The 22,280-nt window shown below is 73.2% G+C and carries 21 protein-coding genes; 9 read left to right on the top strand and 12 right to left on the bottom strand.

Going from position 1 to position 22,280, the window contains the following annotated elements:
• Positions 1 to 8: 8 nt before the first annotated feature.
• Positions 9 to 1,079, bottom strand: a complete 1,071-nt coding sequence (locus ACFVFH_RS00380; protein WP_383761295.1) for an alkene reductase — start codon at positions 1,077 to 1,079, stop codon at positions 9 to 11.
• A gap of 145 nt (positions 1,080 to 1,224) precedes the next feature.
• Here ACFVFH_RS00380 and ACFVFH_RS00385 point away from each other — a divergent pair, with 145 nt between their 5' ends.
• Positions 1,225 to 1,734 (top strand): MarR family winged helix-turn-helix transcriptional regulator, encoded by a 510-nt coding sequence (locus ACFVFH_RS00385; RefSeq protein WP_383761298.1) that lies wholly within the window; start codon positions 1,225 to 1,227, stop codon positions 1,732 to 1,734.
• Between the two features lie 17 nt (positions 1,735 to 1,751).
• Here ACFVFH_RS00385 and ACFVFH_RS00390 read toward each other — a convergent pair whose 3' ends face one another.
• The 6 genes from ACFVFH_RS00390 to ACFVFH_RS00415 form a co-directional block, all read right to left on the bottom strand.
• A complete protein-coding gene (locus ACFVFH_RS00390) occupies positions 1,752 to 2,813 on the bottom strand; it encodes an aminotransferase class V-fold PLP-dependent enzyme (protein WP_383761301.1) in 1,062 nt (353 codons plus the stop codon).
• 134 nt (positions 2,814 to 2,947) lie between these two features.
• Positions 2,948 to 3,655 (bottom strand): DsbA family oxidoreductase, encoded by a 708-nt coding sequence (locus ACFVFH_RS00395; RefSeq protein ID WP_383761304.1) that lies wholly within the window; start codon positions 3,653 to 3,655, stop codon positions 2,948 to 2,950.
• 91 nt (positions 3,656 to 3,746) lie between these two features.
• Complete coding sequence (locus ACFVFH_RS00400; protein WP_383761307.1) at positions 3,747 to 4,262, bottom strand: hypothetical protein; 516 nt, start codon at positions 4,260 to 4,262, stop codon at positions 3,747 to 3,749.
• Positions 4,263 to 4,421: 159 nt separating this feature from the next.
• The gene (locus ACFVFH_RS00405; protein ID WP_383761310.1) at positions 4,422 to 4,757 is read right to left on the bottom strand and encodes a hypothetical protein; all 336 of its coding nucleotides are present in this window, start codon (positions 4,755 to 4,757) and stop codon (positions 4,422 to 4,424) included.
• Positions 4,758 to 4,866: 109 nt separating this feature from the next.
• Positions 4,867 to 5,478, bottom strand: coding sequence for a DUF1349 domain-containing protein (locus ACFVFH_RS00410; protein WP_383761313.1), 612 nt, complete (start codon positions 5,476 to 5,478; stop codon positions 4,867 to 4,869).
• On the bottom strand, positions 5,475 to 6,995 hold the full coding sequence (locus ACFVFH_RS00415; RefSeq protein WP_383761316.1) for an aldehyde dehydrogenase (NADP(+)): 1,521 nt from the start codon (positions 6,993 to 6,995) through the stop codon (positions 5,475 to 5,477). Before ACFVFH_RS00415 ends, ACFVFH_RS00410 begins: the two co-directional genes overlap by 4 nt.
• 170 nt (positions 6,996 to 7,165) lie before the next feature.
• Between ACFVFH_RS00415 and ACFVFH_RS00420 the strand changes: the two genes are divergently transcribed.
• From ACFVFH_RS00420 to ACFVFH_RS00435, 4 genes are all read left to right on the top strand, one after another.
• On the top strand, positions 7,166 to 7,936 hold the full coding sequence (locus ACFVFH_RS00420) for an IclR family transcriptional regulator (RefSeq protein ID WP_093539710.1): 771 nt from the start codon (positions 7,166 to 7,168) through the stop codon (positions 7,934 to 7,936).
• Between the two features lie 3 nt (positions 7,937 to 7,939).
• Complete coding sequence (locus ACFVFH_RS00425; RefSeq protein ID WP_383761319.1) at positions 7,940 to 8,413, top strand: GNAT family N-acetyltransferase; 474 nt, start codon at positions 7,940 to 7,942, stop codon at positions 8,411 to 8,413.
• A 94-nt stretch (positions 8,414 to 8,507) separates the two neighbouring features.
• Complete coding sequence (locus ACFVFH_RS00430) at positions 8,508 to 9,959, top strand: peptidoglycan D,D-transpeptidase FtsI family protein (protein ID WP_383761322.1); 1,452 nt, start codon at positions 8,508 to 8,510, stop codon at positions 9,957 to 9,959.
• 178 nt (positions 9,960 to 10,137) lie between these two features.
• A complete protein-coding gene (locus tag ACFVFH_RS00435) occupies positions 10,138 to 11,418 on the top strand; it encodes an MFS transporter (protein ID WP_383761324.1) in 1,281 nt (426 codons plus the stop codon).
• Here the strand turns inward: ACFVFH_RS00435 and ACFVFH_RS00440 are convergent.
• Entirely contained in the window at positions 11,401 to 12,579 is a 1,179-nt protein-coding gene (locus ACFVFH_RS00440) for a hypothetical protein (protein ID WP_383761327.1), read from the bottom strand. The genes ACFVFH_RS00435 and ACFVFH_RS00440 overlap by 18 nt on opposite strands.
• Entirely contained in the window at positions 12,576 to 13,583 is a 1,008-nt protein-coding gene (locus tag ACFVFH_RS00445) for a 5-dehydro-4-deoxyglucarate dehydratase (RefSeq protein WP_383761329.1), read from the bottom strand. The genes ACFVFH_RS00440 and ACFVFH_RS00445 overlap by 4 nt, the downstream gene beginning before the upstream one ends.
• 350 nt (positions 13,584 to 13,933) lie before the next feature.
• Here ACFVFH_RS00445 and ACFVFH_RS00450 point away from each other — a divergent pair, with 350 nt between their 5' ends.
• The 3 genes from ACFVFH_RS00450 to ACFVFH_RS00460 all read left to right on the top strand — a co-directional run bounded on the left by ACFVFH_RS00450 (position 13,934) and on the right by ACFVFH_RS00460 (position 16,392).
• Positions 13,934 to 14,743, top strand: coding sequence for an NAD-dependent epimerase/dehydratase family protein (locus tag ACFVFH_RS00450; RefSeq protein ID WP_383761332.1), 810 nt, complete (start codon positions 13,934 to 13,936; stop codon positions 14,741 to 14,743).
• A 65-nt stretch (positions 14,744 to 14,808) separates the two neighbouring features.
• A complete protein-coding gene (locus ACFVFH_RS00455; protein WP_383761335.1) occupies positions 14,809 to 15,027 on the top strand; it encodes a hypothetical protein in 219 nt (72 codons plus the stop codon).
• Between the two features lie 153 nt (positions 15,028 to 15,180).
• A complete protein-coding gene (locus ACFVFH_RS00460) occupies positions 15,181 to 16,392 on the top strand; it encodes a TerD family protein (protein WP_383761338.1) in 1,212 nt (403 codons plus the stop codon).
• A gap of 106 nt (positions 16,393 to 16,498) precedes the next feature.
• Here the strand turns inward: ACFVFH_RS00460 and ACFVFH_RS00465 are convergent, their stop codons facing one another.
• From ACFVFH_RS00465 to ACFVFH_RS00475, 3 genes are all read right to left on the bottom strand, one after another.
• Positions 16,499 to 16,729 carry a hypothetical protein gene (locus ACFVFH_RS00465; protein WP_037711258.1) on the bottom strand — a complete coding sequence of 77 codons (231 nt, stop codon included), beginning with the start codon at positions 16,727 to 16,729 and terminating at the stop codon, positions 16,499 to 16,501.
• Positions 16,730 to 16,985: 256 nt separating this feature from the next.
• Entirely contained in the window at positions 16,986 to 18,485 is a 1,500-nt protein-coding gene (locus ACFVFH_RS00470) for an alkaline phosphatase PhoX (RefSeq protein ID WP_383761341.1), read from the bottom strand.
• Between the two features lie 234 nt (positions 18,486 to 18,719).
• A complete protein-coding gene (locus ACFVFH_RS00475; protein WP_383761343.1) occupies positions 18,720 to 20,183 on the bottom strand; it encodes a hypothetical protein in 1,464 nt (487 codons plus the stop codon).
• A 237-nt stretch (positions 20,184 to 20,420) separates the two neighbouring features.
• Between ACFVFH_RS00475 and ACFVFH_RS00480 the strand changes: the two genes are divergently transcribed.
• The gene (locus tag ACFVFH_RS00480; RefSeq protein ID WP_383761345.1) at positions 20,421 to 22,277 is read left to right on the top strand and encodes an endonuclease/exonuclease/phosphatase family protein; all 1,857 of its coding nucleotides are present in this window, start codon (positions 20,421 to 20,423) and stop codon (positions 22,275 to 22,277) included.
• Positions 22,278 to 22,280 lie beyond the last annotated feature (3 nt).

A 22,280-nucleotide genomic window follows, 5' to 3' on the forward strand; every position in this document is an offset into this window, starting at 1 on the left:
GACGGGCCTCAGGACGCGTCGAGCGCCGGGTAGTCGACGTACCCCTTCGCGTCGCCGCCGAAGAAGGTCGAGGTGTCCGGGGTGTTGAACGGGCCGCCGGCCTTCAGCCGGGCCGGCAGGTCCGGGTTGGCGATGAACAGCGCGCCGTACGAGACGAGGTCGGCGATCCCGTCGTCGACGACCGTGTGGTCGTCCGGGCCCGTCGGCCCGTCCGTCAGGGCGTTGAGGATGAAGGCGCCGGAGAACTGCTTGCGCAGCGCGAGGGTCAGCTCACGGATCTCCACCGCCTCCATCACATGCAGATAGGCGAGGCCGAGCGGCTCGATCTCCCGCACCAGCGCGGTGTAGATGGCCTCCGGGGCGGGCTCGTCGATGTCGTTGTACGGGTTCCTGGGCGAGATCCGCAGCCCGGTGCGCGCCGCGCCGATCTCGGCGGCGACGGCCTTGACCACCTCGACGGCGAACCGGATGCGGGCCTCGTCCGAGCCGCCCCACTCGTCCTCGCGCAGGTTGGTGTTGGGGGCGAGGAACTGGTGGATGAGGTAGCCGTTGGCGCCGTGCAGCTCGACCCCGTCGAAACCGGCGTCGACCGCGTTGCGGGCGGCCGTCGCGAAGTCGGCTATGGTCTGCCGGACCTCGTCGCCGGTCAGTTCGCGCGGGGTGGTGAAGTCCTCCAGGCCCGTGCCGGTGAAGAGCTGGCCGGCGGGCCGGACCGGGGAGGCGCTGACCGGGGTCAGTCCGTCCGGCAGCAGGTCCGGGTGGCCGATCCGGCCCGCGTGCATGAGCTGGGCGAAGATCCGGCCGCCCGCGGCGTGCACTGCGTCGGTGACCCGGCGCCAGGACGCGACCTGCTCCGCGCTGTGCAGCCCCGGGGTGGCGGGGTAGCCCTGGCCCACGACGGACGGCTGGACGCCCTCCGTGATGATGAGGCCGGCCGAGGCGCGCTGGGCGTAGTACTCGGCGACGAGATCCGTGGCGGTGCCGCCCTCACCGGCCCGGCTGCGGGTCATCGGGGCCATCGCGATGCGGTTGGCGAGCTGGATTCCGGCGAGGTCGATGGGATCGAACGCGGTGGTCATGGGGGCTCCTCAAATATTTACATGGTCGGCCAACTATCTCCGCTCGCGTCACTGTAGCCCATTGATTGGCCGACCAATGTAAAGTTCGCAGAAAGCCGCCGGACCCGGCAACGGCCCGGCCGGAGCACCGCCCCGAGGAGTCCCCATGCAGGCCGAGCCCACCGGATCCGCCGACCCCGCCTGTACCCGCCTGCCGAGCGCGGCCCTGGGCGGGCCGGTCGGTCACGCGCTCTCCCGGGTCGCCCGGCTGCACCGGATCGCCGCGGGCAGGCTGCTCAGGGGACTTGGGCTCTACCCGGGTCAGGAGTTCGTGATGATGTGCCTGTGGGACGCCGGTCCGGTGCGCCAGGCCGAGCTGATCAAGGCCGTCGACCTCGACCCCTCCACCGTCACCAAGATGCTCCAGCGCCTCGAACAGGCCGGGCACGTACGCCGCCGCCCCGACCCGGACGACCGCCGGGCCGTCCTGGTCGAGGCGACCGACGAGAGCTGCGCGCTCCACTCCGACGTACGGCGGGCCTGGACGGACCTGGAGGGCCGCACCCTCGCAGGTCTCGAACCCGCCGAACGCGAGGAGCTGGCCCGGCTGCTCGCCAAGGTCGAGGCGAACCTCTGCCGGGAGGCCGGGGACGGGGACTGCCCCGGCCCCCGCTGACCCCCCGGCGGCCGGGCTCAGCGGGAGAGCACGTCCAGGGCCCGGTCCACATCCGCCTCCGTGTTGTACAGGTGGAAGGACGCGCGCAGGCTTCCCGCCCGGTTCGAGACCACCACTCCGGCCCGTGCGAGCTCCGGCTCCCGCTCGCCCAGTCCGGGCACGGCCACGATCGCCGACTCCTCCGGCACCGCCTCGTGCCCCAGCCCGGCCAGCCCCGCCCGCATACGGGCCGCGAGCCCGGTGACATGGGAGTGGATGGTGTCCACCCCGACCTCGCCCAGCAGCGCGAGGGACCGTTCGGCGCCGTGGTACGAGAGGTAGGCGGGCGGTTCGTCGTAGCGCCGGGCGGTCCGGGAGAGCTGCTCGACCGGGCCGTAGGTGTTGCCCCAGGGGTCGTCGGTGGCGGACATCCCGGCGAAGACCGGCGGCAGGGTCCGCTGCGCCTCCTCGGTGACGGTGAGGAAGGATGCGCCGCGCGGGCAGAGCAGGTACTTGAAGCCGCCGGTGACGGTGTAGTCGTACTCCCCGGCGTCCAGCGGCAGCCAGCCGGCCGACTGGGTCGCGTCGAGCAGGGTCCGGGCGCCGTGGGCGGCGGCCGCCGCGCGCACCGCCTTCCGGTCGGCGATCCGGCCGTTGGACGACTGCACGGCGGAGAACGCCACCAGCGCGGTGTCCGGCCCCACCGCGTCGGCCAGCCGGTCCAGCGGCACATAGCGCACCCTGAGGTCGCCACGGACCGCGAAGGGACTGACGACCGAGCTGAACTCGCCCTCGGGCGCCACGACTTCGGCCCCCGGCGGCAGCGAGGCGGCGATCAGCCCGACATGGACGGAGACCGAGCTGCCGACGGCGACCCGGGCGGCGTCGACCCCGGCGAGGCGGGCGAAGCCGCCCCGGGCCGCCTCCACCACTCCGGAGTCGCCGGAACCGTCCGTGATGCCCGAGGCGATCCCCTCGGCGAGCGCCCGCACGGCCGCCACGGTCCGCCGGGGCAGCAGCCCGCAGGTGGAGGTGTTGAGATAGGTCGTCCTCGGTGCGAACTCGCCGTCCACCGCACTGCTGAGCGAAGTAGTCTCCATGCGCCCAGCCTGGGGCCCCCTCAACCTCTGGTCAATTGCGAAAAGTTGAAGGGAACACCCAAGCACTGCTCATCCGTGCCGCTGTCCGTGCCGCTCGTCCGTACCGGCGGAAACGGCCCCGGGGGCGCCGCGCCTCAGGTCTGCGGGACCTCGCAGGCGCCGTCGGCGTCGCAGGCCGCGGCGTCCCCGCCGATGGCGGTGAGCGGGCGGTCCTTCCACGCCTGCTCCAGCGCCTGGGCGAAGACCTCGGCGGGCTGGCCGCCCGAGATGCCGTAGCGCCGGTCGAGCACGAAGAACGGCACCGCGTTGGCCCCCAGCTCGGACGCCTCCCGCTCGTCGGCCCGCACCTCGGCGGCGTACGCCTCCGGGTCGGCGAGCACGGCGCGCGCCTCGTCGGCGTCCAGACCGGCCTCGACGGCCAGCTCGACCAGGACGTCGCCGTCGTAGACGGACCGCTCCTCGGCGAAGTTCGCCCGGTAGGCGAGGCTCAGCAGCTCGTCCTGGCGGCCGCGGGCCTTGGCCAGGTGGAGCAGCCGGTGGATGTCGAAGGTGTTGCCGTGGTCCCGGCCCTCGGTGAGGTAGCCGAGCCCCTCGGCCTGCGCGTTGGCCGCGACGTTCGCCTCCATGGCCCGCGCCTCGTCACGGGTGCGCCCGTACTTCTGCGCCAGCATGTCGATCACCTGCGCGGTCTCCCCCTTGGCGTGCCCGGGGTCGAGCTCGAAGGACCGGTGCACGACCTCGACCTCGTCGCGGTGGGCGAACCCCGCCAGGCCCTTCTCGAAGCGGGCCTTCCCTATGTAGCACCAGGGGCAGGCGATGTCGCTCCAGATCTCGACGCGCATGTCTCTTCTTCTCTCCGTGTCCTCGTACGTACCGCTCGCGTGGGGCGGAGCCGCCCTCCGCTCCCCGTGCACAACGCGGGAGCGGGGGCTCTCATTCCCCGTCGTCGAGCTCGGCGATCGGCCGGTCGCTGACGACGGCCACCAGGATCATCGGCGCGTCGCCGTCGCACTGGTTCAGGGAGACGGCGAGCCACCGGCCGTCCACCGGACCCCACACCGCCAGGTCCCCGAGGCAGTCCGTGTCGCACAGCGCCCGGTACAGCGGCGGCAGGGGCTCGCCCGCCCGGTCGCGGAAGACCGGCACCCGCATGCCCACGGTCCGGTGGGCGCCCCAGCGCCGGTCCGACTCGGCCACCAGCGCGGCGAGATGACCCGAGGCGGCCTCCTCGGCCTCCTCCCACTCCCGCGCGTACACGCCCACCAGGTCGTCGCTCTCCCAGAGCGGCACGATCCGGAAGCCCTCGCCCGCCGTCGCGCTCCACTCCCCGGTGTCCGGATCGCCCTCCCCCACCGTCGGCCCCTCGGCCGGTACGGGCCCGGCGAGCAGCGCCTCGATGTCGCGGACCGCGCGGCCGGTCCCGAACGTCTCCCCGGCCCTGACGGTCACCGCGCCACCGCCCGCCGGCCGAACCCTGACATCCTGGGCATCGCTCGCCCCTCCCCCGGTCGCACGGCGCGGCAGAAGCCCTGCCGCGTGCCGGAGCAGCGAATCACGCCCACCACAGCGCCATCAACCGCATGCGCCCGCGTCTCCGGTTCCCGGGCGTCAGTCGAGGCCGAGAATCAGTGCCGCCGTCGTGAGCTGCGCCGCACCGTGCAGGCCCAGCAGCCAGCCGCGCGCGGAGGCGAACGGCAGCAGCTTCCTCGGCCAGGCCACCGCCAGGACGCCGAGCAGGAGTGCGGCCAGGAAGGAGGCGGGGATCGAGCCGTCGGGCACATCGGCGCACTCCACGCCATGGGTCGCACAGCCGCTCCCCCGGGCCGTGCCCAGCGCGAGGAGGCCGGCGCCGACGACCACCGGCACCAGCAGGGTGAGGGCGGTCCAGGAGGCTCTGCGGATGGTTTCGTCCCGGTGCTCCGCGGGGGCGTCGGTGATGTCCATGCGGATCATCCAACCCTCCGGCACAGGCCGGAGGGCTGGGTACCGCTACTCGGTTCCCCTGTGCACGCGTGCTCATTCGTTCGATGGCACGAGGGAGGTACGAGAGGCCTCAGCTGCCGTCCCGCAGCTCCCCCACCCCCGTCGCGCGGAACGCGATCCGGTCGAAGGACGCCTCGCATCCCTCGCCCGTCGGGGACTGGACGAGGAAGCCGATCGACGCGTCGGCCGTGCGCTCCGGGTCGCCGAGGGCGAAGACGCGGACGAAGGTCCACCGCTCGCCGTCGGCCGAGGCGTGGAAGGCGAAGGCGTTGCCGGTGCGGCTGAGGCGCAGCCAGCAGCTGTCGCCGTCCACGACGAAGGAGTTGGCGTCGTCGGAGTGGCCGCGGGTGACGACCGTGCAGACGGTGGGGCGGTCCGGGGAGAGTTCCAGGCAGATCTTGGCCCACTCCCGTTCCCCGACGTGGAGGTAGAGCACCCCGGCGTCGAAGGCCGCCGCGAAGCCCACCTTCACCCGGGCGAGCAGCTGGAAGTCGCCCCGAGGCGCGGGGCCGAGCAGACGGGGGGCGTCGCTCGTGGAGTCGAGGGACGCGCCACCGGGCGGTACGAACCGGTCCTGGCGGGCGCCCGCCCGGCCGGTCAGCACACCGTCCTCGTACGTCCAGTCGGCGTCGGGGCCGAACGGGCTGAGCGCGAAGGGGAGTTCGGGCAGGCAAGGGGTCATGCCGGGCGTCCGTCCACCCGGCGGGGAAGGCCCAGGGGGTTGTCCTCGCGGAGCTCCGGCGGGAGCAGGGCCTCGGGGGTGGTCTGGTAGGTGACCGGGCGCAGCCAGCGTTCGATCGCGGTGGCGCCGACCGAGGTGGAGGTGGAGGTGGTGGCCGGGTAGGGGCCGCCGTGGTGCTGGGCGGGGGCGACGGCGACGCCGGTCGGCCAGCCGTTGACGAGGACCCGGCCGGCCAGCGGGGTGAGGGCCGCGAGCAGTCCGGGGGCGTCCGGGTCGGCGCCGTCCGTGGCCGCCTGGAGGGTGGCGGTGAGGTTGCCGGGGAGGCGGGAGAGCACGGCGGTGATCTCGTCGTGGGAGGTGTAGCGGGCGACGACGGCGACGGGGCCGAAGCACTCCTCCAGCAGGGCGTCGTGCGGGCCCTCGGTGGCGAGGAGCGCGGCGGGGACGGTGAGGAAGCCGGCCGAGACGGTGTGGTCGCCGCCCGCGCCGGGGGTGACCGGGGCCACCACGCCGGGGAGTCCGGCCCGGGTCCGTACGCCCTCGACGAAGGCGTCGCGCATCCGGTGGTCGAGCAGGACGGCGGCCTCGGTGTCGCTGACCGCGTCGGTGAGGGACTTCAGCAGCCGGTCGCCGCTCTCGCCCGCCGGGGCCAGGACGAATCCGGGCTTGGTGCAGAACTGGCCCGCGCCCATGGTCATCGAGCCCGCGAGCCCGGCGCCGATCTCCTCGGCGCGCTCGGCGGCGGCCGCCTCGGTGACGACGACGGGGTTGAGGGAGCCCAGTTCGCCGTGGAAGGGGATCGGGCGGGGCCGGGCCGCCGCCGCGTCGAACAGGGCGCGGCCGCCGCGTACCGATCCGGTGAAGCCCGCGGCGGCGACGAGCGGGTGCCGGATCAGCTCGATGCCGGCGTCGAAGCCGTGCACCAGGACCAGCACGTCCTCGGGGAGGCCGACCTCCGCCGCCGCCCTGCGCAGCACGGAGGCGCACAGCTCGGAGGTGGCGGGGTGGTCGGGGTGCGCCTTGACGACGACGGGGCAGCCGGCCGCCAGCGCGCTCGCGGTGTCGCCGCCGGGGACGGAGAAGGCGAGCGGGAAGTTGCTGGCCGCGTAGACGGCGACGACGCCGAGCGGGAGCTTGTAGCGGCGCAGGTCGGGCCAGGGCGGGGTGCGGGTGGCGTCCGCGTGGTCGATGTGGATGTCGAGGAAGGCGCCCTCGTCGACGACCTCCGCGAAGGCCCTCAACTGGGCTGCGGTGCGGGCGAGTTCGCCGGTCAGCCGGGCCGGTCCGAGCGCGGTCTCCGCGTCGGCGGCCTCGATGACGTGCTCCCCGGTCTCGACGAGCAGATCGGCCGCGGTGCGCAGGAAGGCGGCGCGCACGGTGCGGTCGGCGAGCGATTCCCGTACCGCGTGGGCGGCCCGGACCGCGCGGTCGACCTCCTCCGCTGTAGCCTCCACCGCAACCTGCTCACGCGGGTTCCCGGTGCGGGGGTCGACGCTCCAGACTGGTGCTGCTGCCACCGTGATTCCTTCCGCTCACTGCCACACATCAGAAGTTGTTCGGTATTCTGAACAGAGTTCCTGATCGTGAATATGAAGCGACTCTATTTCCGGGCGTTCAGTGTTGGCAAGGAGTCGCCGGATCAAGAAGTCTCAGGGTTTCGCACGTGGGTTGGAAGGGGCGTAGGGCGATGTCGGTTGCCGAATCCGGTGGGGCACAGGTCAAGTCCGCCGTACGGACGGTGGAGCTGCTCGAATACTTCGCGGGGCGGCCCGGCATGCACTCGCTCGCCTCGGTGCAGGAGGCGGTCGGCTATCCCAAGTCCAGCCTCTACATGCTGCTGCGCACCCTGGTGGAGCTCGGCTGGGTGGAGACCGACGCGACGGGCACGCGGTACGGGATCGGCGTACGGGCCCTGCTGGTCGGCACCTCGTACATCGACGGCGACGAGGTCGTCGCGGCCTCCCGGCCGACCCTGGACCGGCTCTCCGACGACACCACGGAGACCATCCACCTGGCCCGTCTCGACGGGACGAACGTGGTGTACCTCGCCACCCGGCAGTCCCAGCACTATCTGCGCCCCTTCACCCGCGTCGGCCGCCGGCTGCCCGCCCACTCCACCTCGCTCGGCAAGGCGCTGCTGGCCACCCACAGCGACGAGCAGGTCCGCAAGCTGCTCCCCGAGACGCTGCCCGCGCTGACCGAGCACACCATCACCGACCGCGAGAAGCTCATCGAGGAGCTGCACCTCATCCGCGAGCAGGGATACGCGGTGGACCGCGAGGAGAACACCCTCGGCCTGCGCTGCTTCGGCGTCGCCGTGCCGTACCGCACCCCCGCCCGCGACGCCATCAGCTGCTCGGTGCCGGTCGCCCGGCTCACGCCCGCGCACGAACAGATGGTGAAGGACGCGCTGTTCGACGCCCGGGACCGGCTGACGCTCGCCACCCGTAGGCTCTGAGCCATGGAGATCACCCTGCGCGAGGTCCGGGACGGCGATCTGCCGCTGTTCTTCGCCTTCATGTCCGATCCGGAAGCGGTCAGGATGGCCGCCTTCACCAGCGAGGACCCCACCGACCGGCGGAGGTTCGACGCCCACTGGCGGTACATCATGGCGGATGACTCCGTCGTGACCCGCACGGTGGTCGCGGACGGCGCGGTGGTCGGCAGCGCGGGGGTGTACGGGTCCCCGGGCGACCGCCAGGTCACCTACTGGATCGACCGGGCGCGGTGGGGCCGCGGGCTCGCCACGGCCGCGCTGTCGGCGCTGCTCGACGCCGTACCGGACCGCCCGCTGCACGCACGGGCCGCGGCCGACAACACCGGCTCGCGCCGGGTGCTGGAGAAGTGCGGATTCGTCGTCACCGGCACGGACCACGGGTACGCGAACGCCCGTGGCGAGGACACCGCCGAGCTGCTGTTCACCCTGCCGGGCTGACCGGGAGCCGGGCGCCGGGGCCGGTCATGAGAAACCGGTGAGAACCACCGCATTCGGGAACGGCCCGCGACGCCCCGTTCGTCCCCTGAGCGGGATGAACAGAACGATCAGGCGCGCCTCGGTCTTCTGCCTGCTGCTGGTCCTCGCCCTGCTGGGGCGGGCGACCTGGGTGCAGGCGTACCAGGCACGGGCGCTCGCAGACGACGACCACAACCGGCGGAACACCATCGCGCAGTACGCGCAGCCGCTCGGCGACATCATCGTGGCCGGATCCCCGGTCACCGGATCGAAGAGGACGGTGGGCAGCGATCTCGCGTACAAGCGCACCTACACACAGGGCGAGCTCTACGCGGCCGTCACCGGCTACAGCTCGCAGGCGTACGGCGCCACACAGCTCGAAGGGATCTACAGCCATGTGCTGGACGGCACCGACGACCGGCTGAAGAACCCGCTGGGCGCGGTGACCCGCGACCAGGGCGCCCCGGGGAACGTCCTGACCACGATCGACCCGGACGTGCAGAAGGCCGCGTACGAGGCGCTCGGCGACGACAAGGGCGCGGCGGTCGCGATCGACCCGAAGACCGGCCGGATCCTGGGCATGGTCTCCACTCCCTCGTACGACCCGTCCTCGATCAGCGGGACGACGGACGGCGAGGCCTGGCTCAAGCTCCTCGACGACGAGGACAAGCCGATGGTCAACCGCGCGCTGCGGCAGCCGCTGGCGCCCGGTTCGACGTTCAAGCTGGTGGTGGCGGCCGCGGCGCTGGAGGACGGGCTGTACGGCTCGGTCGACGAGCGCACGGACAGCCCCAACCCGTACACGCTGCCCGGCACCAGCACCGTCCTGCGGAACGAGAGCGCCTCGGCGCCCTGCGAGAACGCCACGCTGCGCACCGCGCTCCAGTACTCCTGCAACAACGTCTTCGCGAAGGCCGCCGTCGACCTCGGCCAGGACAAGGTCAGGGCGATGGCGGAGAAGTTCGGCTTCAACACCGAGAAGCTCGACGTGCCGGTACGGGCGTCCAAGAGCGTCTACCCGACCGGCATGGACCGGCCGCAGACGGCGCTCACCGGCATCGGCCAGTTCGAGGTCACCGCGACGCCGTTGCAGATGGCCATGGTCTCGGCCGCCCTCGCCAACGGCGGCGAACTCGCCGCGCCGCACATGGTCTCCGAGGTGACCGACGCCAAGGGCGACCCGCTCCAGAAGTTCGCGGACGGGGACACCCGGCGGGTGGTCTCGCCGTCCACCGCCGAGGAGCTGCGCAGCGCCATGGTGACCGTCGTCGAGCAGGGCACCGGCACCAACGCCCGGATCGCCGGGGCCGAGGTCGGCGGGAAGACGGGCACCGCGCAGAACGGCGTGGGCAACAGCAGGACCCCGTACGCCTGGTTCACCTCGTACGCGAAGGACCGCTCCAACGGCAAGGAGGTCGCGGTCGCCGTGGTCGTCGAGGACTCGGGCGCGGCGCGCTCGGAGGTCAGCGGCAACGGGCTGGCGGCGCCGGTCGCCCAGAAGATGATGAAGGCGGCGCTGGCCCGCTGACCTGCGGCGGGAGCCGTACGCCGGGCCCGGCGCGGGCGCGTGGCACGGTCGCGCGCCCGCGCCGGATGGGTGCGCGGATCTGCGGCAGGTGCCCTACGGGCCGCGCGGGAGCGGCTCCTCGCGGCGCGGCGCGCTAGGGCATCTGCCCGATGCCGCCGGCCCTCCTCGGTCCGCAGCCTTGACCCATGGCGAAGGCGCGGGCCGGGAGGTCGTGGTGAGTGCGGTGGCGGGGTCGGCAGCGGTGCGGGTGGTGCGGGACCGTACGGCGGGGCTGTTTCTGGTGGTGGTCGTGGTCTCGGGTTTCGGGACCTCCGCGATGTGGCTCGCGGCCGGGGTCTGGGTGAAGTCCCTGACCGGGTCGGACAGTCTGGCGGCGCTCGCCGTGTTCGCCATGTGGCTGCCGGTGCTGGTCGGGCCCGCGCTCGGGGCGGTCGCCGATCGGATTCCGGCGAAGCCGCTGCTCCTCTGGTCGAACCTCGTCATGGCGGGGCTGCTCGCCACGCTGCTTATGGTCGATTCGGCGGGCCGGATCTGGATGCTCTTCGTGGTGCTCGTCCTGTACGGCGCGAGCTTCGTGCTGATGGGCGCGGCCGAGTCGGCGCTGATCGCCGGGGCCGTCGACGCCCGGCTGCTGGGCGATTTCAACGGGCTGCGGATGACGGCGAGCGAGGGGATGAAGCTGCTGGCGCCGCTGGCCGGTGCCGGGCTGTACACGCGGTTCGGTGGCGGGGCCGTGGCGCTGCTGGACTCGGCGTCGTTCCTGCTGGCGGCCGGGGTCTGCGTGCTGCTGCCGGGCCGGGGCCCCGCCGGGGCCGCGCCGCCCGCCGGCCGGAGCGGCGAACTCGCCGCGGGCGTCCGGCAGGTGTGGGATTCGCCGGTGCTGCGGCCACTGGTGCTGGCGGGTGCGGCGACGATGCTGTGCGCGGGGCTCAACGGGGCCGCGGTCTACGCCGTCATCGACGGTGTGCTGGGGCACTCCCCGGCGTACGCGGGCGTGCTGTACGCGGTGCAGGGCGCCGGGTCCGTCGCGATCGGGCTGCTGGCCGGTCCGCTGCTGCGGCGGCTTCCGGAGCGGGTGTTCACGGCGGCCGGGATCGCGTTGTTCGCGGTGGCGGTGGGGGCGCGGGCGCTGCCGTACGACGGGGTGGCGCTGGTGGCGAGCGCGGCGGTCGGGGCCGGGCTGCCGTGCGTCCTGATCACCGCGATGACGGCGGTGCAGCGGGAGAGCCCGGAAGCGGTGCTTGGCCGCACCTCCGCGACCGCGAACACGCTGATGACGGTGCCGAACGCGGTGGCGCTGGCGCTCGGCGCGGGGCTGGTCGCGCTGGTGGACGTCCGGGTGCTGCTGCTCCTGGTCGGTGCGGCGGGGCTGTTGACCGCGGTCCTGCTGGTACCGGGCCGGCGGGGGCGGCTGACGGGCGCCCCCACCGGCCCGGCTTCTTCATCGCCGGAGGCGTGAGAGCGCTCCGGCGACGGCTTCGAGGTCCGGGTCGGAGGCCAGCCCGGCGTGGTAGAGCCGCAGTTGGTTCGCACCGAGCGACATGGCGTGCGCGGCGTCCCGCTCCAGTGCGGCGGGGCTGCCGCCCATCCCCGTGACCACGGAGAAGTTGGCCGCGAGCACCCCGTCGCGGCCGTCGAACGGGCCGAGCACCGCCTCGCGCGCCGGGTCGTCGCCGGTGCAGGGCAGCACCACGCCGTCCGCCACGGAGAGGATGTGCGCCGGGTCGACGCCGACGTTGGCGCCGGTGCGGTGGGGTGCGGGGTCGGCGTGCAGCAGCACCTGGAACCCGGGACCGGCGGCCGCCCGCACGGCGGCGACGGCGGACTCCTGGAGCGTACGGACGACCGTGCCGCGCCACTGGAGGGTGGCGGCGGCGAGGTCGGCGCCGAGGAGTTCCTCGATGCCCGCCCGGCCGCTCTCCGTGGAGCCGGAGCCGCCCCAGACGGGCTCCAGCGCGCCACGCACGGCCGCGGCCAGCGCGTCCGGGTCCAGCCCCTGTCCGGCGTAACCGGTTTGGCAGTCGGGGCAGAAGCAGAGCGACATCAGGTACTGGGCGGCGTCCCCGAGCCCGACGCCCGCGATCTTGTCGTGGGCGTGCAGATGCGCGAAGCCGTACCAGCCGCAGGACTCCAGCTCGGTACCGCGCGCGCCGGGGCGCGCCGCCGCCTCCGCCGCCAGGGCGAGCAGATACGCGCGGACCGCGGGCCGGGCGATGCACGGCGCCCAGGGGTAGCGGTCGCCGTACGCGTTGACCACGGAGGTCTCCGGGTGTTCGGCGCCCAGCCGGGAGTTGTGGGCCAGGACCACCCAGGTGTGGACCTCAAGACCGGCGCCGGTGAGGGCCTCGGCGGCCTCGGCGAAGGGGTCGTCCGAGGCCACCCAGGACTGCCCGTGGGGGCGCAGCTCCCGCCCCTCCCACCGGGCGGGGCCCGGCGGGTAGAGCACCGCGGCGTGCTCGGCGGTGACGATGCGGTGGGCGGGGTGACGCGGGGTCAGCGCCCGGGTGGAGTGGTAGGCGGCGGCCAGTGTCACCTGCTGGACGCCCAGGTCCGCGACGCGGGCGGCGGCGGCCGGGTCGCCGATGACGTCCCAGGGGTAGAGGAAGGCCGAGGTCTTCACCCGCGCCGCTCCTGCCCGTGCTTCTCCCCGACGCCCTGTCCGTGCTTCTCCCCGGCGCCCTGTCCGTGCTTCTCCAGCACGGCCCGGCCGCGCGCGATGATCGTGGTGAGCTCCTCGATGTGCGCGGCGGGCGGCTCGGTGAGCGGAGTGCGGACCTCTCCGACGTCCAGGCCGCCCAGCCGGACCCCGGCCTTGACGAGCGAGACGGCGTAGCCGCGTCCCTTGGCACGCAGTTCCACGAGCGGCCGGTAGAAGTGGTCGAGCAGGGCGCCCGCGAGTTCCTCCTCGCCGCCGTCCATCGCCCGGTAGAAGGCGAGCGCGATGTCGGGTGCGAAGGCGAAGACGGCGGAGGAGTAGAGCGTGACGCCGATGCCCCGGTAGGCGGGGCCGGTGAGCTCGGCGGTGGGCAGTCCGTTGAAGTAGAGGAAGTCCCGGCCGGGCAGTTCGGTGCGGACGGCGCTGACGATGCGCTGCATCAGGTCGAGGTCGCCGTAGCCGTCCTTGAGGCCGATGACGCCCGGTGTCCCGGCCAGTGCGACGACGGTGGCGGGGGTGAAGACGGCGTTGTCGCGCTGGTAGACGATCGTCTCCAGGGAGGTGGCCGCGGCGAGCGCGGCGTAGTGGCTCAGCAGCCCTTCCTGGTCGGCGACGACGAGGTAGGGGGGCATGGCGAGGAGCCCGTCCGCGCCCGCCTCCTCGGCGAGCTTCGCGTACTGGATCGCGAGCGCCGTGCCGTATCCGGCCCCCGCGACGACGGGCACCTCCCCGGCCGTCTCCTCGACGGCCGCGGCGACGACGTCGCGGAACTCCTGTGGCGTCAGCGCGTGGAACTCACCGGTGCCGCAGCAGGCGAAGACCGCCGCCGCACCGGCGTCGACGCCGGTGCGCACATGGGCGCGGAAGGCGTCGAGGTCGACGGCGCCGTCCGGTCCGTACGCGGTGACGGGGAAGAAGAGCGGCCCGGCGACATGGCCGAGTCGGGCGGCAAGAGGGGCTGAGGTCACTGGCGCTCCCTGAGCGGGTTCAGGCGTGCACAATTCTGATCGGTGTCCATATTCATGAACGCCTTCACGCTAAGCCAGCCGCCCGGCGCAGGTCAAGGAGGGGGACGGGGCCCGACGCCCCGCCCCGAAAGCGGAGTCCGTCACCTCGACACGGAGCCGTCGGCTCCGGGCGGGCGGCCCGGCCGCCTGCCGCACACTTGACGCGGTGCGCGGGGACTTCTTAGCTTGTCCATGCATATGAATGCGATCCATGGATTTGATGTCTCGCGGGCAGGTGCCGCGGGTATCGCGGAGGCCGTGCCGCGTGCCCGGCCCGCCCGCGGGCACCCCCGCACCGAGGAGAACCGCGTATGCCCGCTCCCCGCACCGTCCTGCTGACCGGCGCCGCCGGCGGCCTCGGCACCCTGATGCGCGGGCTGCTGCCCGCCTACGGCTACGAGCTCCGCCTCTTCGACGCCGTTCCCGTCGAGGGCGAGCCGGACGCGATCACCGCCGACCTCGGCGACCGGGCGGCGGTGCGCGAGGCCGTGCGCGGTGTCGACGCGGTCGTCCACCTCGCGGGCATCTCCCTGGAGTCCACTTTCGACAAGATCCTCCGGGCGAACATCGAGGGCACGTACCACCTCTACGAGGCCGCGCGCGAGGAGGGAGTGGGGCGGGTGGTGTTCGCCTCGTCCAACCACGTGATCGGCTACACCCCCCGGCCGCTGCCCGGCGACCCGCTGATCCCCATCGGCGCGCCGCGCCGCCCCGACACCTTCTACGGCCTCTCCAAGTCCTTCGGCGAGGACCTGGCGCAGCTCTACTGGGACCGGCACGGCATGGAGACCGTCTCGGTCCGCATCGGCTCCTGCTTCCCCGAGCCGACATCCGTACGGATGCTCTCGGTCTGGATGAGCCCCGCGGACGGCGCCCGGCTCTTCCACGCCGCGCTCACCGCCGAGGACGTGGGGCACACCGTCGTCCACGGCTCGTCCGACAACACGCGGCTGTGGTGGGACCTGACGACGGCCCGCGCGCTGGGCTACGAGCCGCAGGACGACTCGGAGCCGTACGCGGCGCGGCTCATCGCCGAACAGGGCGAACTGGACCCGGACAACCCCGACCACGCCCACCTCGGCGGCCACTTCTGCACCCATCCGCCGATCTGGCCGCGCTGACGAGGGCGCCGGTCCACGGAAAACCGGGCGACAGCGCGCCGGGGCGGCGGGCAGGATGCGGAGCCATGCCGAGACCCCATGGATTCCTGTACGAGCAGCACGGTGACGCGAGCGTCACCCTCACCCACCACGGCCGCCCCGCGGGCACGCTCCGCGGCGGCCGGGCGGAGAAGTTCCTGGCCGAGGTGGAGTCGGGGGACGCGCAGCTGGTGATGGCCCGCTGGACGGGGGCGTACAAGCACGGCAACGAGCGCGCGGCCCGCAGTCATCCCCGCAACCGCTGACGGCACGTCCGGACGCCCGCACGCGAGGTCCGCCGGGTCCGCGAATCCCCGCGTGCCCGCCAAGTCCGCGAAGGTCCGCGAAGGTCCGCGAAGGTCCGCGAAGGTCCGCGAAGGTAAGGGAACGGCAAAGCGGGGTCGTTCGTTACCCCGAGCATGACCGCTATGACCCCCGGCTCGAACATCCCTCTCTCCGCGGCCCGCGTGGCCGTGGACGTCTCCGCCCCGGTGCGGCTCGACGTTTCGGGCCTGCTGCTCACCGTCGACGGCAAGGTGCGTTCCGACGACGACTTCATCTTCTACAACCAGCCCAACGGCCCCGGCGTGACCTACCGCTCCGGCGGCGGCACCGCGCCGGACGCGATCGTCGTGGACACCACAGCGGTCCCGTCCGGCATCGAGAAGATCGTCGTCACGGCGAGCCCGGACGCGGCCGGCCAGACCTTCCAGGGCATCGAGCCCACCGCGACGGTCCGCAACGCCGACGACGGCAGCGTGCTCGCCACGTTCACCCCGCCCCGGCTGGGCGCCGAGACGGCGCTCCTGGTCATCGAGGTCTACCTCCGCAACGGCGCCTGGAAGGCCCGCGCGGTCGGCCAGGGCTATGCCGACGGGCTGGCCGGCATCGCCACGGACTTCGGCGTCTCGGTCGAGGAGGAGCCCGCCGCCGCACCGGCCCCGGCGCCCGCCGCGCCCCCGATGCCCACCGCCGCACCGATGGCCCCCCGGATCGCCGCTCCCCCGGCCCCCACGGCCCCGCCCGCGGCCCCCGCGGCGCCGCCCGCCAACGGCAAGATCAACCTCGACAAGGGCCGGGTCAGCCTCCAGAAGAACCAGACGGTCTCCCTGGTCAAGGCCGGGCGGCCGCTGCTCTCCCAGGTCAAGATGGGCCTCGGCTGGGAGCCCGCGTTCCGGGGCAAGGACATCGACCTCGACGCCTCCGTGATCGCCTACGGCCCCGACCGGAAACACCTGGACAGCTGCTACTTCGGCAAGCTCTCCATCCTGAACGGCGCGATCAAGCACTCCGGCGACAACCTCACGGGCGAGGGCGCGGGGGACGACGAGGTGATCGTCGTGGACCTGGGCCGTATCCCGGCGGAGGCGACCGGTCTGGTCTTCACGGTCAACTCGTTCACCGGACAGAAGTTCACCGAGGTCGCCAAGGCCTACTGCCGACTGGTCGACGCGGCCACCGGCGAGGAGCTGGTCCGCTTCGACCTGACCGGCGCCGAGCCGCAGACCGGCGTGATGATGGCCAAGCTGATCAAGCAGTTCTCCGGCGAGTGGGAGATGACGGCCATGGGCGACTTCGTGAAGTCGCGCACCGTCCGCGGCATGGTGAAGCCCGCCGCCCAGGCGCTGTAGCGGCGCGGGGCTCCCGATACGGCTTCAGGGGCACCTGCGGGCGCAGGTGCCCCTGAAGCCGGAGAGTCTGGTCGGGACACGGGATGCCGCGCGTGCTCGCCGCCCCTCAGAGCTTGGTCAGCTTGGAGTACGGGCTCAGGATCCTCCCCTGCCGCCCCGAGAAGTCGATGAGCACCGCGTCGTTGTCGCCCTCGACGGCGAGCACGCGGCCAAGACCGAACTGGTCGTGCGACACCCTGTCGCCCACATCGAACAATTCGACCGGTGGGGCCGCCTGGGCCGGGCGGTTGAAGGGACTGGACGGCAGGTGGCGCCGGGAACCGGCTGACTGTTTCATTACCTTGAGTATGCGCCCTGGGGACGCCCGACGCCATGCCCGTTCGCCGCCGGGGGCGCACTGATGCCGGATTCGTGACCCTCCGGCCCGGGGCCGGTCAGCGCCCGGGACCTCCCCGGACAGCGGCCGAGCGCGCGGACGCCGCTGCCCGAAGGCGGTCCGGAGGCACCCCGGGGACGGGGCGCGTCCGGTCTCCGCCGTCGTCCGGGCTCGGTGCCCCGCGCCCGGATGCCCCGCACCGGGACACCCGTACGGGCTACCGCTGCTTCTCCGGCCGGCGCCTCCACGGACCGGTGATGGCGAGCATGATCCCCGGCGTCTGGATGTTGGCGAACAGCGTCCGGCCGTCGGGCGAGAACGTGACCCCGGTGAACTCGCTGTACTCCGGCTCCTGTGCGCTGCCGATGTTCAGCTCGTTGCGCGCGATGGGGTAGGTGCGGCCGCTCCCGGTCGCCCCGAAGAGGTGCTGGACGCCGTCGCCGTCCTCGGCGATGACCAGGCCGCCGTAGGGCGAGACGGTGATGTTGTCCGGGCCGTCGAAGGCGCCGTCCTTCGAAGGGTCCGCGTTCACCCCGAGGAGCACCTTCAGCGTCAGCGTGCGGCGCTTGGGGTCGTAGAACCAGACCTGGCCGTCGTGCTGGACGGGGCTCTCGGAGCGGGCGAACGAGGAGACGATGTAGGCGCCGCCGTCGCCCCACCACATGCCTTCGAGCTTGCGGGCGCGGGTGACCTCGCCGTCGGCGAACTGCTTGCGCACCGAGACGGACTTGGCGTCCCGGTCGGGTACGTCGACCCAGTCCACGCCGTACACCGTGCCGATCCTGGTGGCGCGGGACAGGTCGTCGACGAACGCGCCGTTGCGGTCGAAACACCTGGTGGCCTGGAGGACACCGGCGTCGTCGGCGAGGGTGCGCAGCTTGCCGCGGCCGTGCCGGAAGCCGTGCGGCGGAACCCAGCGGTAGAGCAGTCCGTTGGGGCCGGAGGCGTCCTCGGTCAGATAGGCGTGGCCGAGCCCGGGGTCGATGACGACGGCCTCGTGGGCGTACCGGCCGAACGCCTTGACCGGGCGCGGGTCGCGGTTGGCGCGCCTGTCGTACGGGTCGACCTCGAAGACATAGCCGTGGTCCTTGAGCAGGCCCTTCTTGCCCGCCTTGTCCTCGGTCTCCTCGCAGGTGAGCCAGGTGCCCCACGGGGTGGCGCCCCCGGCGCAGTTGGTGGACGTACCGGCGATGCCGACCCATTCGGCGGTACGGCCGTCGCGACGGGTCTCCACGACGGTGCAGCCGCCCGCCGCGACCGGGTCGTAGACGAGGCCCTCGGTGAGCGGCACCGGGTGTTCCCAGTCCGCGCGGACACCGCTGAGCTCGTGGTTGTTGACGAGCAGGGTGACGCCGCGCGGGCCCTCGAAGGCGGCCGTGCCGTCGTGGTTGGAGGGGGTGTACTCACCGGACTCCAGCCTGGTGACACCGCTGTGGGTGATGACCCGGTACGAGAAGCCCGCGGGGAGCGCGAGCAGGCCCTCGGGGTCGGCGATCAGCGGGCCGTAGCCGGGCTCGCGGCCGTGGCCGTGCCCGTGATCGTGGTCGTGCCCGTGCCCGTCGTGCCCGTGGTCGTGTCCGTCGTGCCCGTGGGCCGGGCCCCCGGCCGCCAGCGCGCCGGGGGCGGTGGCCAGCGCCGCGACGGTGCCGGTCAGCGCGATACCGGCGCCCGTGAGGGCGGACTGTCTGGTGAATTCCCTGCGCGTGAAGGGCGGCATCACGTACTCCTGGGGCGACTGGGCGGGTTGTTGGCGCGCCCACCGTCGCGCCCCCGTGCCAACGCCGGTTGAACGGCAGGCGACGCCCGGGGGCATCCTTCCTGTGCACTGGGGCCGTCCGCCGCGAGCCCGGCCGTGATCCGGCGGACGGGCTCCTGGCCGAACCCCCGCCCCGAAGCCGCCGTCCGCCGCCCGTCCCCCTCCGCGCCGCCCGTACCGCGAACGGCCGGGGCGTCAGGCCCCCTTGCGCGAGCGGGCCTTGAACGCCGCCTTGCGGGCCTCCTTGGCCTTCTTCTTGTCGCCGTGCAGCCGCCCCATCGCTTCGAGGACGTCCGCGGTCGCCGGGTGCTCCACCCGCCACGCCTCGTCGAAGAAGCCGCTGTGCTGGCCCGCCAGACCCTCGACCAGGCCCTGGAGCTCGTCCAGATCGCCGTCGGCCTCCAACTGGGCCGCGATCGTGTCGATGGCGAGCCAGAAGATCATCGACTCCGGCGGCGCGGGCACCCCGGCCGCGCCCAGCTCCGCGAGCCAGACCCGCGCGAGGCCGCCCAGCTCGGGGTCGTCCAGCACCGCGCGGACCGCGGGTTCCGCCTCCGCGCCGACCAGGGCGAGCGCCTGCTGGCAGTGGAGCCTGCGCAGCGGCGCCTCCGGGTCCGTGCCGCGCGCCGCGGCGAGGAGTTCGGCCGCCGAGTCCTCCGCACCGCCGCGCCGGGCGAGCCACAGCTCGACCTCGCTGCCGGCCGCCGCCTCCGGGTAGTGCGCGATGCCGCCGAGCAGCGCGTCGGCTCCCTTGTCCGCGAAGTCACCGATCGCCGGGGCGTCCACCCCGGCCTCCAGCATCCGGGACCGCAGGCCGTACAGGCCGAGAGGGGTGAGCTGCACCATGCCGTACCGGGTGACGTCCTCGTCGTCGGCCGGCGGGGTGGCGTGCTCGCCCTCCTCGACCAGCAACGCCTCGTCCACCGGGCGGTATTCGACGATCCCGACGGGTTCCAGGACCCGGAACTGGTCGTCCAGACGCATCATCGCCTCGGACACCTGCTCCAGGATGTCGTCGGTCGGTTCCCCCATGTCGTCGGGGACGATGACCGACGCGGCGAGGGCGGGCAGCGGGACGGGGACCGGTTCGGTGCCGCCGTGGCCGTCGCCGACGGTGAGCAGGTACAGATTGCCGAGCACCCCGTCGAGGAACTCCGCCTCCGCCTCCGGGTCCCAGTCCAGGGACTCGAAGTCGATCGAGCCGTCCTCGCCCACGAGTTCGGCGAGGTCGTCGAAGACCGGCGCGGTGGCGTCGGCGTGGACGGCCTCCAGGCCGTCGAGCCAGATCGACAGGACGTCCTGCGGTGAACCGCCGGTGACGAGCGCCAGGTTGGCCCCGGCGGCCGCGGTGCCCTCCGCGTCCGGACCGGCGTCCTCGCCGGGTTCCACCACGTCGACGAGCCCCGTGTCGACCGCGAGCCGCCACGCCTCGCTCGCCTCCGCCGCACCGTCCTCGTCGGCCGTCAGGCCGAGGTGCTCGGCCGCCGCGGGCAGTTGCGCGTCGACGAGCTCGCCACCGGCACCGACCCTCGTCCCGGGGCCGGCCCAGCGGGCGAGCCGGACGGCGCGGGCGAGCAGCGGCGCGGCCAGCGCGTCCCGTGCCAGCTCGGCCTCGGTGCGCAGCCGTACGGGCGGCAGGGTGGGGGGCTCTGCGGACATCTGCTGGTTCTCCTCGGGGCGTACCGGGCGTACGGGCCGGGCGTGCCTGGACACGGGGACCAGGCGCACCGGGTGTACCGATCGGGCGGCCCCAGCGTAGACGCATTTCGCCCCATGCCGCCCGGTTCATGCAACGGACAGCGGCAGTCCACCCGGGAGCCCTTGACAACGGCCTTGCGCACACAAGAGATTGACGCGCGTAGACCTACTCCGCCCCTCGATACCTCCGGAGCCCCGATGCCTGCCGCATCCTCCAGAACCACCGCCGTCTCCGCCGTGGTCACCGCCGCGCTCGCCGCCGGCCTGCTCACCGGCGCCGCCACCACCTCCGCGTCCGCCTCCTCCTCCGCCCCGGCCGTGGACGGCCAGGTCCGGATCCACGACATCCAGGGCTCCACCCGGATCTCCCCGCTCGTCGGCCGGCAGGTCGGCGGGGTGACGGGCGTCGTCACCGGCGTGCGGACGTACGGCTCGAAGGGCTTCTGGTTCCAGGACCCGCACCCGGACGCCGATCCCGCCACCAGCGAGGGCATCTTCGTCTACACCGGCTCCGCGCCGACCGTGGCGGTCGGTGACGCGGTCACCGTCTCCGGCACGGTCACCGAGTACGTGCCGGGCGGCCTCGACTCCGGCAACCAGTCGCTCACCCAGATCAGCAAGCCGACCGTCGCCGTGGTGTCCTCCGGCAACGCGCTGCCCGCACCGGTGCGGATCACGGAGCGCTCGGTCCCGTCCCGGTACTCCCCGGCGGGCGACCCGGCGGCGGGCGGCTCCGTCAACGCGCTGCCCCTGCGGCCGTCGCGCTACGCCCTCGACTACTACGAGTCGATCGAAGGGATGAACGTCAGCGTCGGCACCTCGCGGGTGGTCGGCGCCACCGACACGCACGCCGAGCTGTGGGTGACGGTGAAGCCGCGCGAGAACGACGCCCGTCGGGGCGGCACGGTCTACGGCTCGTACGACGCGCAGAACACCGGCCGGATCCAGATCCAGTCGCTGGTGCCGCTCGCCGAGCAGCCCTTCCCCAAGGCCGACGTGGGCGATGTGCTGACCGGTACGACCGAGGGCCCGCTCGACTTCAACCAGTACGGCGGCTACACGCTGACCGCCCGCACCATGGGCGAGGTCGCCGCCAAGGGGCTGCGGCGGGAGGTCACCCGCAAGCAGCGCGGCGACGAGCTGGCCGTGGCGACGTACAACGTCGAGAACCTGGACCCGACCGACCCGCAGGAGAAGTTCGACGCGCTCGCCGCCGCGGTCGTCGACAACCTCGCCTCGCCCGACATCGTGGCGCTGGAGGAGATCCAGGACGACAACGGCGCGAAGGACGACGGCACGGTCGCCGCCGATCTGACGGTGAAGAAGTTCACCGACGCGATCGTGGCGGCGGGCGGCCCGGCGTACGAGTGGCGCTCCATCGACCCGGAGGACAAGAAGGACGGCGGCGAGCCCGGCGGCAACATCCGTCAGGTGTTCCTCTTCAACCCGGAGCGGGTCTCGTTCACCGACCGGGCCGGTGGCGACGCGACGACGGCGACCGGTGTCGTGCGGGAGCGGGGCCGTGCCGCCCTGACGCACTCCCCCGGCCGGATCGACCCGACGAACACGGCGTGGGAGAACAGCCGCAAGCCGCTCGTCGGCGAGTTCGCCTTCCGCGGCCGTCCGGTCTTCGTGGTCGCCAACCACTTCGCGTCCAAGGGCGGCGACGAGTCCATCTTCTCGGAGCACCAGCCGCCGACCCGTTCCTCGGAGGTCCAGCGGCACGCGCAGGGCCGGGCGGTCAACACCTTCGTCAAGAAGCTGCTGAGCGTCCAGAAGAACGCGGACGTCCTGGTCGTCGGCGACATCAACGACTTCGAGTTCTCCGGCACCGCCAAGGCCCTGACCGCCGGGGGCGCGCTGTACCCGGCGATCAAGTCCCTGCCGCGCTCGGAGCGTTACACCTACGTGTACCAGGGCAACAGCCAGGTGCTCGACCAGATCCTGACCAGCCCGTCGATACGCCGTTTCCAGTACGACAGCGTCCACATCAACGCCGAGTTCGCCGACCAGAACAGCGACCACGACCCGCAGGTGCTGCGCTTCCGCCCGTAGCGG

It is taken from the genome of Streptomyces sp. NPDC057697, assembly GCF_042799335.1.
Classification (GTDB): Bacteria; Actinomycetota; Actinomycetes; order Streptomycetales; family Streptomycetaceae; genus Streptomyces.

Coding starts and splice junctions, on each gene's coding strand:
- ACFVFH_RS00420 (WP_093539710.1), top strand. CDS start 7,166: ATGTCGGTTGCCGAATCCGGTGGGGCACAGGTCAAGTCCGCCGTACGG.
- ACFVFH_RS00395 (WP_383761304.1), bottom strand. CDS start 3,655: ATGCGCGTCGAGATCTGGAGCGACATCGCCTGCCCCTGGTGCTACATA.
- ACFVFH_RS00450 (WP_383761332.1), top strand. CDS start 13,934: ATGCCCGCTCCCCGCACCGTCCTGCTGACCGGCGCCGCCGGCGGCCTC.
- ACFVFH_RS00405 (WP_383761310.1), bottom strand. CDS start 4,757: ATGGACATCACCGACGCCCCCGCGGAGCACCGGGACGAAACCATCCGC.
- ACFVFH_RS00465 (WP_037711258.1), bottom strand. CDS start 16,729: ATGAAACAGTCAGCCGGTTCCCGGCGCCACCTGCCGTCCAGTCCCTTC.
- ACFVFH_RS00385 (WP_383761298.1), top strand. CDS start 1,225: ATGCAGGCCGAGCCCACCGGATCCGCCGACCCCGCCTGTACCCGCCTG.
- ACFVFH_RS00480 (WP_383761345.1), top strand. CDS start 20,421: ATGCCTGCCGCATCCTCCAGAACCACCGCCGTCTCCGCCGTGGTCACC.
- ACFVFH_RS00410 (WP_383761313.1), bottom strand. CDS start 5,478: ATGACCCCTTGCCTGCCCGAACTCCCCTTCGCGCTCAGCCCGTTCGGC.
- ACFVFH_RS00455 (WP_383761335.1), top strand. CDS start 14,809: ATGCCGAGACCCCATGGATTCCTGTACGAGCAGCACGGTGACGCGAGC.
- ACFVFH_RS00470 (WP_383761341.1), bottom strand. CDS start 18,485: ATGCCGCCCTTCACGCGCAGGGAATTCACCAGACAGTCCGCCCTCACG.
- ACFVFH_RS00425 (WP_383761319.1), top strand. CDS start 7,940: ATGGAGATCACCCTGCGCGAGGTCCGGGACGGCGATCTGCCGCTGTTC.
- ACFVFH_RS00475 (WP_383761343.1), bottom strand. CDS start 20,183: ATGTCCGCAGAGCCCCCCACCCTGCCGCCCGTACGGCTGCGCACCGAG.
- ACFVFH_RS00390 (WP_383761301.1), bottom strand. CDS start 2,813: ATGGAGACTACTTCGCTCAGCAGTGCGGTGGACGGCGAGTTCGCACCG.
- ACFVFH_RS00430 (WP_383761322.1), top strand. CDS start 8,508: ATGAACAGAACGATCAGGCGCGCCTCGGTCTTCTGCCTGCTGCTGGTC.
- ACFVFH_RS00380 (WP_383761295.1), bottom strand. CDS start 1,079: ATGACCACCGCGTTCGATCCCATCGACCTCGCCGGAATCCAGCTCGCC.
- ACFVFH_RS00460 (WP_383761338.1), top strand. CDS start 15,181: ATGACCGCTATGACCCCCGGCTCGAACATCCCTCTCTCCGCGGCCCGC.